Source organism: Lactobacillus kalixensis DSM 16043, assembly GCF_001434335.1.
Taxonomy (GTDB): Bacteria; Bacillota; Bacilli; order Lactobacillales; family Lactobacillaceae; genus Lactobacillus; species Lactobacillus kalixensis.
Genome location: NZ_AZFM01000008.1, coordinates 40,380 through 55,068 on the forward strand (window position 1 = coordinate 40,380; position 14,689 = coordinate 55,068).

Here is a 14,689-nt window from a genome sequence, read left to right on the forward strand (position 1 = left end):
CTGTATTAAGAATTTGTAATTATATAATGAAAATAATTGAGGTAATATGAATTTACGTTTAAATACTTTAGCTAAAATGGTAGATCCTGGAAGTCGAGTAGCTGATATTGGTACCGATCATGCATATCTACCAATTGAATTGGTAAAAGATAGTGTAATTGAATATGCGATTGCTAGTGATATTGCAAAAGGACCACTTCAAAATGCCCAAGATGATATTAAAGAAGCAAGGCTTGAAGATAAGATTGATACTCGATTAGGTAGTGGTCTTGAGACAGTTAAGCATGAAGATAAGATTGACACAGTTGTCATTGCTGGGATGGGTGGTAAATTGATGAGCCAAATTCTAGAAACAGCATGGCAAAAGGGATTCAATTTTCCAACTTTGATTTTGGAACCTAATATTGGCGAACCTGGTGTAAGACGTTGGCTAATTGATCATAATTATCAAATTGTAGGTGAAGATTTAATCGCTGAAGCTGGGCACACTTATGAGCTTATCAAGGCTGTTTTAACAGATGAAAAGCACGAATTAACCAATAAAGAAGTTTTTTTTGGCCCATTAATTTTAAAGTCCAAAAATGCTAATCCGGTATTTAAAGAAAAATGGACTGGTCAATTGATCTATCATGAAAAATTGCTGACTAATTTGAATAAGGCAAGAGAAAAAGACACTGAGCGAATTAAACAAGTGGAAGATGAAATTCAATTAATTAAGGAGGTTTTAATTGACTAAAGTTAAAGATATTGTCGCAAGATTACGGCAAGACTTTCCAGAAGAAATTGCTAGTCAAGGTGATCCAGTAGGAATGCAAATTGGTTCAATGGATCAAGAGGTTAAAAAGGTGATGACGACTTTAGATGTTCGACCTCAAGTAGTTGATGAAGCAATTGAAAAGGGCGTGAACTTCATTGTTAGTCACCACCCAGTAATGTTTAGACCTGCACGTAATCTGGATTTTGCTGATCCCCAAAATGCAATGTATGGCAAGCTTGTGGCTAATGGCATTACCGTTTATTCAATTCATACTAATTCTGACAAAGCACAAAATGGTTCTGCCGACTGGCAAGCTGAAGAGTTAGGATTAGAAAACGTTGAACCATTTGCTCCAGATGATGATGGCATCGCAATTGGTAGAAAAGGAACTTTGCCTCATCCAATGACTGCAAAAGAATTTGCCTACTATGTTAAAGATAAAATGAAGATCAAGATGGCGCGTTTAATTACTGCTGATGATAACCAAACAGTTTCTAGCGTAGCATTTATCTGCGGAGATGGTGGTAAATTTTGGCATCGAGCAGTTGATGAAGGACTGGATGCCTTTATCACAGGAGACGTTTACTATCATGTTGGTCATGATATGATTTCTTCAGGAATCACTGTAGTTGATCCAGGACACTATACCGAGAAGCTCTTTAAGTATAAGGTCTATGATCGCCTTAAGAAGTGGAACGAAGAGAATAAGTGGAATGTTGGTGTTGAATTATCTGAAGTATCAACTAACCCATTTGAAGATTTATTTTAATTAAAAAGGAGTACAACATGGAATACCCAAGTTTATTACCACGATTTTTGAAATATGTACAAGTAAATTCACGTTCTGATGAGCATTCAGACCGTTTTCCTTCTACTGAAAGAGAAGAAAACTTCCAAAAGAATGTAATTATGAAGGATCTCCAAGACTTAGGATTAAGTGATATTCACTACAATCAAAAAGCTGGTTGTGTTATCGCTGAAATTCCATCAAACGTTGATTATGATGTTCCGGTTATGGGATTTTTGGCACACTGTGACACTGCAGACTTTGAATCAGAGCATGTTAAGCCACAAGTTCATGAAAACTATGATGGCGGTAAGATCCAATTAGGTGATTCAGAATTCTATTTAGATCCTGAAGTTTTCCCACATTTGAAGAATTATATTGGTCAAACGATCATTACTGCATCAGGTGATACTCTTCTTGGTGGAGATGATAAGTGCGGTATTTCCGAACTAATGACTTTTGCGGAATACTTGATGAACCATCCTGAAATTAAGCACGGTACTATTCGTTTAGGTTTTACTCCAGATGAAGAAATTGGTACTGGTGCAGGACATTTTGACGTTGAAGATTTTGGTGCCGAATTTGCTTTTACTGTTGATGGTGAAGCACCAGGTAAGCTTGACTGGGGAACTTTCTCAGCAGCACAATTTGAACTTGATATTCAAGGAGTAAATGTTCACCCAGCTGTCGCTAAAGGTCAAATGATCAACGCCCTTCAAGTAGCAATTGATTTCCATAATCAACTTCCAGAACACGATCGTCCAGAAAATACTGAGGGTAGAGAAGGCTTTTTCCACTTGATGAATTTGGATGGAACAGTTGATCATGCGCATATGTCATACATTATTCGTGATTTTGAACGTGACGGTCTTGAAGCAAGAAAGACTCTTGTTAAGTCAATCGTTAAGAAAATGAATGATAATTTTGGCACTGAACGGTTGCAAATTAAGATGTGGGATCAATATTACAACATGGCTGACGAACTTGAAAAACATATGGATATTGTTAATTTAGCAAGAGATGCTTATAAGGCAGAAGGCTTAGAAATTAACGAAGATCCAGTTCGTGGTGGTACTGATGGTTCACAGTTAACTTATATGGGATTACCATGTCCAAATATTTTTGCTGGTGAAGAAAATATGCATGGGCGCTATGAGTACACTGTACTTGAATCAATGTACAAGACTGTGGATGTAATGCTCAAGATGTCAGAATTAAATGCTGAAAGAGCTAAATAGTGAAACAAAATTGACCCAAAATTGCTATTTTAAAGCAAAAATACTTGTCAGCTTAAAATACTAATTAATTAGCGATTTTAACTATTTTTCAAACATCTTAAAAGTTATACACTTGTACTATGTTTGAAAAATAAAAAGCCACTTAAAGCTAATCTAAAAGCTTTGAATGGCTTTTTTATTTTATATACTATAATTTTTCCAATTTGTGGAACAAAAGATAAATTTAAAAGTTTGCAAATTTTCAAAAAGGGGTGTATTATTACTGTAATAGGTAAATAATACAGTGAAAAGAGGCAAGCAAATGGAGTTTAAAGACAATATTCCAATTTATCTCCAGATTGAACAATATCTATACCGCCAAATCGCTTTAGGGCAGCTTAAGGCCGGTGAGAAGATTCCTTCAGTAAGAAATTTGGCGCTTGAATTAACTGTTAATGTTAACACTGTTCAGAGAGCTTTACAGCAAATGAACGATCAAGGAATTCTTTATACCAAACGTGGTGAAGGAAACTTTGTTACAGAAGACACTGAGCTACTTAATCAAACCAAGCAATCATTAATTGATAATGAGTTAGAAGAATTTGTTCAAAATATGGACAAATTGGGCGTAAAAGAAGAAAGTTTAGTTTCAACTTTACAAAATTATCTAAAACAGAGGGATGAGAAAGATGAGTGAATTATTGACGATTAAAAATTTAAGTTACAAGAAAAATCAAAAGAAAATTTTAGAAGACGTCAACTTAGATTGTAAGTAGTGGGAAGATCGTTGCCTTGCTTGGTGAAAACGGTGCAGGTAAGACCACGTTAATGCGAATTATTGCCGGTGTAGCCAAGAATTACAAAGGAACTATTGAATTAGACGGTGAAACTAGAGAAGACCGGAGAAAGGCTAAATTGTCCTTTACAGATGGTTTAACTGGTTTCAGTGATTCCAGCAAGATTCAAGACGTTGTGAATTTCTATATCAATATTTTCAGTGACTTTGATGAAAATGAATTTGAAGAATTGAGAAAGTTCATGAAGCTTGATCCTGAGATGAAATTGAGCCAGTTATCACGGGGGATGCGCGAAAAGTTAATTATTGCGTTAACTTTTGCTAGAAAAGCCGACTTGTACTTACTTGATGAACCATTTGGTGGAATTGATGCAATGGCTCGCAAGAAGATTATCAATTCAATCATTATGTGGAAGGACGAAAAATCAACCATTTTGATCTCTGATCACTTTGTAAATGAAATTTCTGCTCTTCTTGATGAAATTGTAGTTGTTAAAGACAATACAATTTTAGAGCATAAGACTGCTGATGAAATTCGAGAAAATCATAAGAGTATTGATGAATACTACGAAGGATTATACGAAGACGAGGATGAGTAAAATGACATCTTTTTGGACTTTATTTAGAGAATTTTTCAGAGAAAAAAGTAAATCAGCTTATTGGTTACTTTTAATAAATGTTATTGCGGCATTAGCTGCAACAGTAATTATGTTTGTATCATTGCGTAATGAAGGTCAAGCAACAATTGACTTTGGCAATTATAAAACTGACGCTTCGATGCTAACTGCTGTCTCAATGGCATTTGCAGGGATGATGGCTGTTTTTGCTGGTTTAATTGATTTTGCTTACTTAATCATGACTACTGTAACAAATGAAAAAATTAACCGTAGTCAAACTTGGCAATTAATACCAATTAGTAACGGTAAGATGTATGTTGGCAATACTTTAAGTTCCTTAGCAAGCCTTGTATATTTAGGAATTATGCAACTGATAATTAGCTTAATCTTTGGTCTAATAGCATATTTTTCAAATAGCTTATTAAGAAAAGAACTTAGCACTGAATTTGCTCATACTCAATTTAATTTCAGTGATTTTGCTTCTCCAATCTTGTTGATTGCTTTAACGACTATTTTGGTTACATTATTTTGGTATGAAATAGTTTCATTTCTTCACTTTATCACTCGTACAGTGATTGACTTCTTACCATCTGCTAACAAATTTGTGCTTTTGATTATTAGATTAGTAGTTTTGGTTGGAGTTGTATATTTCTTAGGATTTTTAATTGAAATGCTAGGCGATGTATATGGAAATATCAACTACTTTACTGCTGATAGCAGTACGTACAGCTGGTTTTGGGAGCAAGTAACTTTCTTATTGATTTTAGATCTAATAATTGGCGGCTTGAACTATTTAATGATTAACAAATTCGTTGAAGCAAAAGCTAATTAGTCTGGAGGAGGTATGATGACAAATTTAAAAAACGTTGAATGGCAAATGTTTAGGAAAAAAAGTCGCTTTATTAAGTGGGTTTTGCTCTGTCAATTAATTGTAGTTATCTACTATGTATTTCAAATTACTAATATTATGATGCCAATGAAAGGTTCAGATGTTATCGGCTATACTGGTTCAATGTTAATTCCAACTACAATTGTTGCTGATATAGTCTTCATGGGTATCCTATCTTGGAAGAGCGAAAGTATTAACAATAGTCAAACCTGGCGACTGATTCCGATGTCAAATACGAAGTTCTATTTGGCAAATATTCTCAGTAATATCTTGAGCTGTATCGTGATCTTCGCAATTCAACTAGCCGTATATGGGATTCTCATATTTATTCAAGATATGAGAGGCGGATTCTTTGCTACTTTACATTGGAGAATTAAAGATTTCTTTGGACTATTAGCTTCCGGAGATGCTTTTATGAATTTTATATATATGGTACTGTTCTTATTCTTAATTGTATTGTTTATCAGTACTTTTGTGAGCTTCATCAATTTCTCCAGTCGAGCAGTTACTGATTTTATTTCACCTAAAAATAATCAATGGGTAAGATGGTTGATCATTATTATCTTGGTTGGTATTGGTTCATATATGTTTGTTAATGCAAGTGATATCACAATGAGATTAACCAAAAACTTGATTACAGGGCGAAATGCTAATCTTCTAACAGGTTTGATTGATCTAGAGTTACTAGTTGGAACAATTCTATTTGGTGGATTAGACCTTTGGTTAATTAATAATTATGCTGAAAGCAAAATTGTTAACAGATAAAATAAAAAAAGCGTGTTGTAACTTTTGAATTACAACACGCTTTTTTGAGCAATTTAAGCATTTGCTGCCATATAATCATATAATTGATTAATTTCTTCAGCAGTAAAATTGCCATCGCCGGTCTTCATAGCATGAACTTTCTCAACTGAAAGGTGACTAGCAAAGGCTAGATCAGTATCATTCACATGATGTTTAACTTGAAAATCAATAATTGCGTCAGCTAATTGTTCTTGTTCATTCATCTTGATCAGTCTCCTTATATATATTTATTCTAACATATTGCCGGAGTTTTCAGTCTAATAAAAATTAGTTCGCCATTGATTTAGTGGCCAGTAGCGCCATTTAACTTCACCAACAATCGCACTTCGTTTAACAAAGCCAAAGTATCTTGAATCTTTAGATACATCACGGTGGTCACCCATCACAAAATATTGCCCCTTAGGTACTCGGCGCCGCAAAGTAAAGTTGTTAGTGTAAAGTTCCCCAGACTTATTAGCTTGTTTCTTATAGCTATTGTTCAAATATGGTTGCTTAATTTCTTTACCATTGATGTACATCTTGTCGTTTTTACTTGTAACCATATCACCAGGTAGTCCAATTACACGCTTGATGTACAATGCATTCTTTTCATCAGGTGCTTTTAAAATCACAATATCGTTACGCTTCAAGTTGAAGTGACGAACTGCAATAATTCTATCGCCATTTTCAAAAGTAGGTTGCATGGATGGACCAGATACAGTTTCATTTGAAAGTACAAAACTAAACAAAAGGTAGTAGATTCCAACCATAATTGCCATCATAATGATGATATCAAGTATAAATCTACCTAGACTTTCCTCTTGATCTTTCTTCTTATTTTGAGCCATTTAATCTCTCCTTCTTTATGCTCTTATTATTATAACTGATTTAATGAGTTATGAATGGTAAAATCATTATTAAGGAAGATTGAGATGACAAATTTTTTAACAAAATTAGATAAAATAGATAATGAACTAAATAATTCATGAACAAGTAGAAGAGGTTAAAAAAATTGATCAAGCGGCAGCATCGCATACTGTCTTACAGTCTGCACCAGCTCCACTTGGTATTTTACCTGATCAATTTGAAGAACTGCTAGAGGATCTAGGAGAAGCGCAGAGAGCAAATTTGCGAATAATAAAAAATATGCTTGATAGCGTTCGGCAGTACATTTCTTTAAAATACGGCATTTGGAGTCTACCTAATCTAGAAACAGCTAGTGCAATTAAGAATGAACTTCATGTGTCAACAGCCCTTGAGATTATGGCAGGTAACGCATATTGGTCCAAAGCTCTTCAGGAAGTTGGAATTAAAACAGTTGCAACTGATTCATTAGAATGGGCAAAAAGCTCTGAAACGGGCCAACACGGCTTTATTCAGGTAGAGGATCTTTCTGCAATTGATGCAATTAAGAAGTATCCGGATTTTGATTTGATTCTATGCTCTTGGTCACCAAACTTTGGTCATAGTGATACTGCCGCAATTAAAATCTGGCAAGAGGTTAGTTCAAGTAAATTGCTTTTTATTGGCGAAAAAAATGGGGCTACTAATTCTCCTGAATTTTGGGAAAATACTAGCTTTAATAATTCAAAAGTAATGGAAAAGATTAACAAAACTTTTATCAGTTACGATTTTATTGATGAAAGAATATTTGAAATAGATAGAAATAGAATATGAATTTAAAGAAAATAATATTTATCTTGATCGTTTTTGCAACTTTCTTAGGAAGCGGAGCAATGCTATCAAATGTGCAGTCTAGAGAAGCAGATCAACTTCTTGAAGAACATGGGTTAAGCAATAATACACGCTATTTTTATACAAATAAATCTGAGAGCATTAGTGATTTTCTTAAATATCTGAATAAGACTTATCCAAAAACACATCTTCAGCTCCATTTAGATAATCGTGAATTAACCAATCAGGTTTTAGTTTGGGCAAATTATCAAGGAATTACATTACCAACACAATCAGGTCGCTATTTTAGTTTAGATGATTTCAAAGGACAAGTTAGTTTTGCAGTTTTAGGACCAGATGCAGTAGATGACGCGGTTGAATTGCAAAACAATAAATATATTGTCTTTGGCAAGCGTTATTATTCAGTAATTGGTATTTTTAAGAATTTCCATCAAAAGGAACAGGAAAAATACTATTTGACTACTGGAGTAGACCAACCAACAGCTAAGGGAAGTATCCGAGATTATCGTATTGTCATCGATAGCACTAATAAGAGTGTAATTAAGAAGATTGCTAAGCATTATGGTAGTAAATTGCATGTACCACAGTTTGTCACAACGCATCAACACCATCGTTTCTCAGTTTTAAAAGATATTAGTGGCATTATCTTGATGTGGGTAATTTCAATAATTGCTAATGCATTAATTGCTTTTATGCAGTGGCGACAAGTGAGACGGACACATCTTAGTGGGAATTTATTAAGAAATTGGCTATTGAATCGTTCAGTTCGTTTAATTTTGATTGAAGTGGTTTCAGCAATCATTGCATATGTCTTCTTAAGGATGCATGCCTTTATTAATAAACCTGAACACTTAGCTTTTGTCCTAATAATAAGTTGGATTGTTGCAACAGTATCTTATGTTGCTAGTTTTGTTATTCTTCACAATAAGGAGAAAAGAAAAAATGCTTGATTTACCGACAGAATTTATCGAAAAATATCAACAACTTTTGGGAGAAGAAGAGGCTCAAAAACTTGTTGCTAGTTTACAAACTGAAAGCAAAAAAGCATACCGGATTAATTCTTTAAAATTTAAACAAAAAACGCCTAAATCAACTGACCAACCAGTTCCCGACATTCCTCATGCGTATTATGGGGAAGTATCTAGCCAAGATCCAGAATGGGTTAGTGGTAGTGTATATTCACAAGATCCAGCTGCCATGTTTCCGGCTTATATTGCTAAAGTTGAGCCAGGTGAAAATGTCCTTGATCTTTGTGCAGCTCCAGGTGGGAAAACTACTGCACTGAGTGAAGCTTTAAAAAATAAAGGATTGTTAGTTGCAAACGAAATTTCAGCTACGCGTGTTAAAGCGCTTCGCGAAAATTTAGAACGCTTCGGTATTAGCAATGCTTTAATCACCAATAATGACTCAGAAGCTTTAGCCAAAAAATTCCCTAATTTCTTTGATACAATTCTTGTCGATGCACCATGTAGTGGGGAAGGGATGTTTAGAAAAAATCCTGATGCGATAACTTACTGGTCGCAAGATTATGTTTTAACTTGCGCTGAAAGACAAAAAGATATCTTAACTGAAGCTGTAAAGATGTTAAAGCCTAACGGAAAGTTGATCTATTCAACTTGTACTTTCTCGCCAGAAGAAGATGAAGCAATTGTGCTCTGGTTAGTTGAAAAATATGGCATGACCATTGAAAAAGCCAATCATGTAGTTTCAGAAAAAGTGAGTTATGGTAATCCTAGTTTTATAAACTCTGATTTAGAAGACTTGAAGAAGACTTTGCGCTTTTGGCCACAGGATAATTTGGGCGAAGGGCAATTTGCAGCAATTTTGCGAATGCCTGATGAAGAAGTTGAAGTAAAGAGTAAGAAAAAGAAGAAACAAAAAAACCGCAAGGGCTTAACTAATGAAGAAAAAGGCTTTGTTAAGAAAGTACTAGATCATTTTAATTTGCCAGAATCACTTCAAAATTGGGAAGAAAACGCCTGCGTTAGACAGGACCATGTTTTTATTCCGGCAATCAACCCTAGTGAGTTAAAGGGACTTAAGATTGTCAATAATGGCGTAGAATTAGGTCTCTTAAAGAAGAATAGATTTGAACCTGGTCATCAATTAGCTGAAGTTCTAGGTCAAGTTGATCAAGAGAATGTGGTTGAATTAGACAGTTCTGAAGATTATAAAAAATATTTGCATGGAGAAACTTTAAGAGTAAAAACAGAACTGCGCGGATTCATATTAGTTGCAAGAGAAGGATTTATTTTTAGCTTTGGGAAAGTTACGGGGAATGGCGTTTTAAAAAACTTTTATCCTAAAGGTTTACGTATTTTGAAAGATGAATAGAGTACAAAAAGACCGTTAGTTTTGAAAACTAACGGGTTTTTGCTAGAAATTATTTTTGATTGTTCGAGGAGTAACTTTGTCCCAAACTGCATCGACAATCCCAACCCACATTGCACCAAGCGCAACTGAGCCGCAAACGTCGGAAGGATAATGAGCATAAAGATACACTCTTGAAATCATGACCAAAATCAGCCAAACAATTAATAAGACATTTAACCAAATTCTAGCTGTTCTATTTTTAACCAAAGCCGGGATCATGATCATAATTAACCAGAAAACAATGATTGCCATTCCTAATGTGTGTCCACTTGGGAAACTAAAACCATCATCTACAGCCATATGGTTAATTGGACGAGGACGTTGAACAACATGTTTAACCACCCATCCAAATGCATCAGCAGTAATTAAAGAAACTACAATACTGAGTGAAAGAGGATGCTGCTTCTTGATCCATAAAATAATTGCGATCAACAACATCCAGACCAAATCAACTTTAGTATCAGCTAAGAATGTAATCTTGAGCATCAAACTTTTCAGTCCTGGCATCAGATGAACTAATTGTTCAAAAAAATGGTCAAAGCCATTAAGCCAACTGGCATTCATAACAATCGAAAATACCAATATTAGAAAAATTGGTAATCCTATACAAATAGCAGTAATATTTTTCTTTTGCATTTTTCCCTCGATCTTCTATTTTTGTAACATTAAAAGTGTATCACACCAATATGCATTTTTGAGATCTTTTTAGAATAATTGATCAATTTGACTCTTAAGAGGGAGGTCATAATATCGTTTGATTTGATCTAAATTGCTCAAATCACTTTGACCGTAGACTGCTAGTAGAACCGCAAGTTCTTCCTTCCAATCAGCAATCATTTTTTCTAATCCATCTGAACCATCTTGACTTAATTTTTGTAAAAAAGTATTGGCAATGCCAACCATTTTTCCGCCAAGACACAGACCTTTTAAGATATCGAGTGGATTGCGCACACCACCTGAAACAAAGAAGTCTACATTATTTTTCTTTGCAATTAAACTGGTGATAACGGTAGGTAAACCAATATCTTCTAAGTAAGAAATATCTGACTTATTGCGCCCATTTTCAATCTGAGCAAAATTAGTGCCACCTTGACCAGCAACATCGAACAAATCAAACCCATTGTTTTTTAGCTTGATTAAGCTGCTTTCGTCAAAGCCAAAACCAACTTCCTTAACGATTACAGGAATATCAAGCGCTTCACGAATAGAGCGCATATTATCTAACCAACGAAAGTCTCGGTCTCCTTCAGGCATTGCTGCTTCTTGAACGGTATTTACGTGAATTTGTAAAGCATCTGCAGCCAATTCTTTAACGATCATTTTAACGTCCTCTGCAGGCGTTTCTGGATTTACGTTAGCCATTACAATTCCATCTGGATTTTCTTCACGCGCAATTTCAAAACTAGTAAGTTGTTCATGTTCCTTAACTAAAATACTTGCTGAACCAAGAGCCATAGGAATTTGAGCTTTTGCTGCAATTCGACCCAAGTTTTTATTGATCTCATAGGACTTCTTAGAGCCACCAGTCATTGCATTAATATAAAAGGGTGCAGCAATACTTTTTCCAAACAAATTAGTCTTAATTGAATTTAAGTCAACTTTACTTTCAGGTAGAGCTGGTCGCAGCAGGTGCATTTGATCAAAACTATTATTTTTTTCTTTATCAAAAAACATCTGGGCTAATGCCAGATGTTCTTCTTTTCTTTCAGATCTTTTTGACATGTAAAACCTCTATTTTAATGTGAAAAAGTAATTTGGTGGACTCGGAAATTTAAAGGTAAAATACCATTTTCTTTCCATTCATTTTCTAATGCTTCAGTATTGCACTTAGTATTAGCTATTACAATTCCGCAATCACCATTGCCGGCACCAGAGGTCTTAGCAGCGCCACCATATTTTTCTGCAATACTAATTAAATCAGTCAGACGAGGAATTTCGATTGCAATATGATTGATTTTAGCGAAGTGTTGAAGCAGGTGACGGTTTACACGGATCTGCTCTTGAATGGTTTCAATATCTTTATTTTCAAAGCCCTCAACCATTTTTAAAACACATTCACGTGACTTGATTAAAAAGTTTTTGTACTCATTATTTAATGCAACCTTATTTGCATTGGTTTCGTCTACTAATTGAGAAGTAGATGCAGGTTTTTGACTCCAACCAATCATCAACTTCATGTTTTCTGGTGGAGTCAATAATTCAATCTTTAAACCTGGCCAAGCTTCATTAACTACTTGAGATAAGGTCTTAGTTTTGAGTTCACTTTTGAGCCATCTCTTATCAAAAGTCTGGTAGGCTAACCAACCGCCATAAACACTAGCTGCGATATCACCAGCAGACCCGTTCCCTTGAACAGAGTAGTGGGAGATAGCTGATAGTTTATAAACGAGTTCGTTACTAATCTTAACACCATAAAAACGTAGAATTGCTTTTACAGTAGCTACCGTCACTGCTGCACTGGAGCCTAAACCATATTTTTTGCCATCAGCGGAATCCAAATCGGAATTTATGTGTAAATCATAAACAGTTAAGTCAATTCCTTGTTCCAAGCAGTAGCTTTCAGTGAATGAAATTGCCGATAAAATATATTCAAATGGGTTGTCTCGGTTATCGATTACCATTTTTGATCCTTGACGGACCCAATGAATAGAATCTTGTGAATACTGTTTTGAATGGATTAAACCTGTTGTTGTCTTGCTTTCAGTAATAGAAACACGAACAAATTGATTGACTGCAACTAAAATAGCAGGGCAATTTTGTTCCAAAACAGCATATTCACCAGCTATGTACAACTTTCCAGGCGCTTTTTCAGTTATCAAAAAACGTTATCCTCTAATCTAAATTAATAATCACCAATTTACTTTTAGTCCAGAACTGTGACTCCTGGTCCAAAAGTAGCCTTAACTATATTAACATTATTGAATTCCGACAAAAAGATTTTTTTAACTTCCTTAATATTTTTTTGTTGCGTTAGAATCTTGAGATTAGGACCAGCATCAATAGTGTAGTAGCATTCGATACCTTTTGAGCGCAATTCTTCAATTAACTTAATAGCACGAATTGTATCTGGTTCAAAATAAGTAAAACCAGGTTGTGCAGTTAAATTAATCGCATGCATTTCATTAGCATTAAGCTCAGCCAAACTACCGATTTTAGTGAAATCATTTGACTTAATTGCGGCGATCATTTCATTTAGTTCAAGATCGTTACGCTTAATCCAAGGTTCAAAGAACGGGGAAGCTTGTGCATCTTTCATCCCTTTAGTAGAGGGAAGTTTCTTTTGGTTCTGATTTAATTCCACCGCTAATAATGATAAATCTAAACTTGGTGTTTCGTCTAAAGGATAGGCAAATGAAGATTCATCATCTGTTCCTTTTTGCCAAATTGCGAATCCGCCAAAAATTGATCTACTTGCTGAACCTGATCCGATTCTTGCAAGACGAGATAATTCACGTCTATTTACATCTAAATCGTAGAAAGCACAAAAAGCAGTCGCTAAAGCTGCAAAAGCTGAACTTGAAGATGCAAGACCAGCTGCAGTAGGTACATGGTTAGTTGATTCAACCTTTAATTTTCCGGAAACACCGAATCGATCTTGGAGATATTGAAGGTATGAAAAAACCCGTTGAGCAGATTGATCCGTCTGCTTTTCATCATTTAAGAAGAACTCATTTTCTTCACTAGCAGAAATACTAGTTTCTGAATAAAAAGCGTCTAACGTCATTGATAAACTTGACATTAGAGGTAAGCGGAGTTGGGCATCAGCTTTGCCCCAATATTTAATTAAAGCAATGTTGGTATGTGCACGTGCAGTTTTTTTCATTAAATTTCCTCGATCCAACTTTCGTTAATTAAATCTTTGCTCTTTGCCGCGATTTTTTTTGCAGTTTGTTGGCTATCACAAACTGCAATGACGATTCCTCCAAGACCACCGCCTGATAATTTAAAGCCTAATGCATCGTTTGCCAGTGCAATTTTTCTTAAATCATCGATCTTCGGGGTAGATAATTTAAAGCTAGCCAAAATATCCTGTGCTTCGTTAAAAATTTGACCAACTTTTTGACTATCGTGCTTAGTCCAAGAAGACATTGTATCATCAGCTAGCTGGCCTAAACGCTCAATTCGTTTATTAGCATCTACAGAAGAATCAAGCTGCTTACGCACTAATCCAACAGCTTCACGAGTATTTCCCAGCTCACCTGTATCCATGATTAGTAAGTATGCACCTAGTTTACTTTTGATCATTTTAGGACCGTCTTGTTTATTAAAGAAAACAAGATAGTCTGAATTAACAGTTGCAGCATCTAAGCCGGAAGCTTTACCATGATTAATCATTTCTGCATGATTAGTAATAGCCATAATTTCGTCTTCAGATAAATTCAAATTAAAGTAGTCATTCAAAGCTTTGGTAGTGCCTAAAGCAACAGTAGCGCTTGAGCCTAAGCCTCGTTCCATTGGGATTTCGCCAGTGTAGGTGATTTTCAGTTTCTCATCGCTATTAGCTTTTTCTAGCATAGTCTTAACGACATATTTTAAACCGTCATAATCACTGGGAGCATCATAGAATGGACCTTGATAAAGTTTGGTATCCATCCATAATTGATCATAATCTTCAACATCTGTTCTAATATTTAATGCTTGAATTGGCATAGCCAAAGCATTGTAACCATAAACTACTGAATGCTCACCGATCAAAATTACTTTTCCATGAGCCAAATAACTACTTTTCATATTTTTCTCCTAGCCTTCATTTTTAGTAAAAGATTTTGCTCCTA

General features: G+C 35.0%; 15 protein-coding genes and 2 pseudogenes. 10 read left to right on the top strand and 7 right to left on the bottom strand.

Annotation, left to right across the window (positions count from 1 at the left end; all coding sequences use genetic code 11):
- Positions 1-46 precede the first annotated feature (46 nt).
- From FC46_RS03835 to FC46_RS03865, 7 genes and pseudogenes are all read left to right on the top strand, one after another.
- The gene (locus tag FC46_RS03835; RefSeq protein WP_057798040.1) at positions 47-736 is read left to right on the top strand and encodes a tRNA (adenine(22)-N(1))-methyltransferase; all 690 of its coding nucleotides are present in this window, start codon (positions 47-49) and stop codon (positions 734-736) included.
- A complete protein-coding gene (locus FC46_RS03840) occupies positions 729-1,526 on the top strand; it encodes a Nif3-like dinuclear metal center hexameric protein (RefSeq protein ID WP_057798043.1) in 798 nt (265 codons plus the stop codon). Before FC46_RS03835 ends, FC46_RS03840 begins: the two co-directional genes overlap by 8 nt.
- Before the next feature lie 17 nt (positions 1,527-1,543).
- On the top strand, positions 1,544-2,782 hold the full coding sequence (pepT, locus tag FC46_RS03845) for a peptidase T (protein WP_057798045.1): 1,239 nt from the start codon (positions 1,544-1,546) through the stop codon (positions 2,780-2,782).
- A 301-nt stretch (positions 2,783-3,083) separates the two neighbouring features.
- Positions 3,084-3,458: a GntR family transcriptional regulator gene (locus FC46_RS03850; RefSeq protein WP_057798047.1), complete on the top strand. Its 375-nt coding sequence runs from the start codon at positions 3,084-3,086 to the stop codon at positions 3,456-3,458.
- Positions 3,451-4,156: pseudogene (locus FC46_RS03855) on the top strand (ABC transporter ATP-binding protein). The gene FC46_RS03850 and the pseudogene FC46_RS03855 overlap by 8 nt, the downstream one beginning before the upstream one ends.
- A gap of 1 nt (position 4,157) precedes the next feature.
- On the top strand, positions 4,158-5,006 hold the full coding sequence (locus FC46_RS03860) for a hypothetical protein (protein WP_057798048.1): 849 nt from the start codon (positions 4,158-4,160) through the stop codon (positions 5,004-5,006).
- 15 nt (positions 5,007-5,021) lie between these two features.
- Positions 5,022-5,828, top strand: coding sequence for a hypothetical protein (locus FC46_RS03865; protein WP_057798050.1), 807 nt, complete (start codon positions 5,022-5,024; stop codon positions 5,826-5,828).
- Between the two features lie 53 nt (positions 5,829-5,881).
- Here the strand turns inward: FC46_RS03865 and FC46_RS03870 are convergent, their stop codons facing one another.
- Together FC46_RS03870 and lepB are read right to left on the bottom strand one after the other, a co-directional pair.
- Positions 5,882-6,070 carry an LBP_cg2779 family protein gene (locus FC46_RS03870; RefSeq protein ID WP_057798052.1) on the bottom strand — a complete coding sequence of 63 codons (189 nt, stop codon included), beginning with the start codon at positions 6,068-6,070 and terminating at the stop codon, positions 5,882-5,884.
- Between the two features lie 54 nt (positions 6,071-6,124).
- Positions 6,125-6,694, bottom strand: a complete 570-nt coding sequence (gene lepB, locus FC46_RS03875) for a signal peptidase I (RefSeq protein ID WP_057798054.1) — start codon at positions 6,692-6,694, stop codon at positions 6,125-6,127.
- Between the two features lie 84 nt (positions 6,695-6,778).
- Here lepB and FC46_RS03880 point away from each other — a divergent pair.
- The 3 genes and pseudogenes from FC46_RS03880 to FC46_RS03890 all read left to right on the top strand — a co-directional run bounded on the left by FC46_RS03880 (position 6,779) and on the right by FC46_RS03890 (position 9,875).
- Positions 6,779-7,523, top strand: a pseudogene (locus tag FC46_RS03880) (SAM-dependent methyltransferase).
- Positions 7,520-8,491 (top strand): hypothetical protein, encoded by a 972-nt coding sequence (locus tag FC46_RS03885; RefSeq protein WP_057798056.1) that lies wholly within the window; start codon positions 7,520-7,522, stop codon positions 8,489-8,491. Before FC46_RS03880 ends, FC46_RS03885 begins: the two are co-directional and overlap by 4 nt.
- Entirely contained in the window at positions 8,484-9,875 is a 1,392-nt protein-coding gene (locus FC46_RS03890) for an RsmB/NOP family class I SAM-dependent RNA methyltransferase (protein ID WP_057798059.1), read from the top strand. Before FC46_RS03885 ends, FC46_RS03890 begins: the two co-directional genes overlap by 8 nt.
- Before the next feature lie 42 nt (positions 9,876-9,917).
- On the opposite strand, the gene FC46_RS03895 is transcribed toward FC46_RS03890, so the two are convergent.
- The 5 genes from FC46_RS03895 to mvk form a co-directional block, all read right to left on the bottom strand.
- Positions 9,918-10,550 (bottom strand): phosphatase PAP2 family protein, encoded by a 633-nt coding sequence (locus FC46_RS03895; RefSeq protein WP_057798061.1) that lies wholly within the window; start codon positions 10,548-10,550, stop codon positions 9,918-9,920.
- A 69-nt stretch (positions 10,551-10,619) separates the two neighbouring features.
- Complete coding sequence (fni, locus tag FC46_RS03900; RefSeq protein WP_057798062.1) at positions 10,620-11,636, bottom strand: type 2 isopentenyl-diphosphate Delta-isomerase; 1,017 nt, start codon at positions 11,634-11,636, stop codon at positions 10,620-10,622.
- Positions 11,637-11,650: 14 nt separating this feature from the next.
- Positions 11,651-12,733 carry a phosphomevalonate kinase gene (locus FC46_RS03905; protein WP_057798064.1) on the bottom strand — a complete coding sequence of 361 codons (1,083 nt, stop codon included), beginning with the start codon at positions 12,731-12,733 and terminating at the stop codon, positions 11,651-11,653.
- 44 nt (positions 12,734-12,777) lie between these two features.
- Positions 12,778-13,737, bottom strand: coding sequence for a diphosphomevalonate decarboxylase (gene mvaD / locus FC46_RS03910; RefSeq protein WP_057798067.1), 960 nt, complete (start codon positions 13,735-13,737; stop codon positions 12,778-12,780).
- The gene (mvk, locus tag FC46_RS03915) at positions 13,737-14,645 is read right to left on the bottom strand and encodes a mevalonate kinase (RefSeq protein WP_057798069.1); all 909 of its coding nucleotides are present in this window, start codon (positions 14,643-14,645) and stop codon (positions 13,737-13,739) included. The genes mvaD and mvk overlap by 1 nt, the downstream gene beginning before the upstream one ends.
- Between the last annotated feature and the right edge of the window lie 44 nt (positions 14,646-14,689).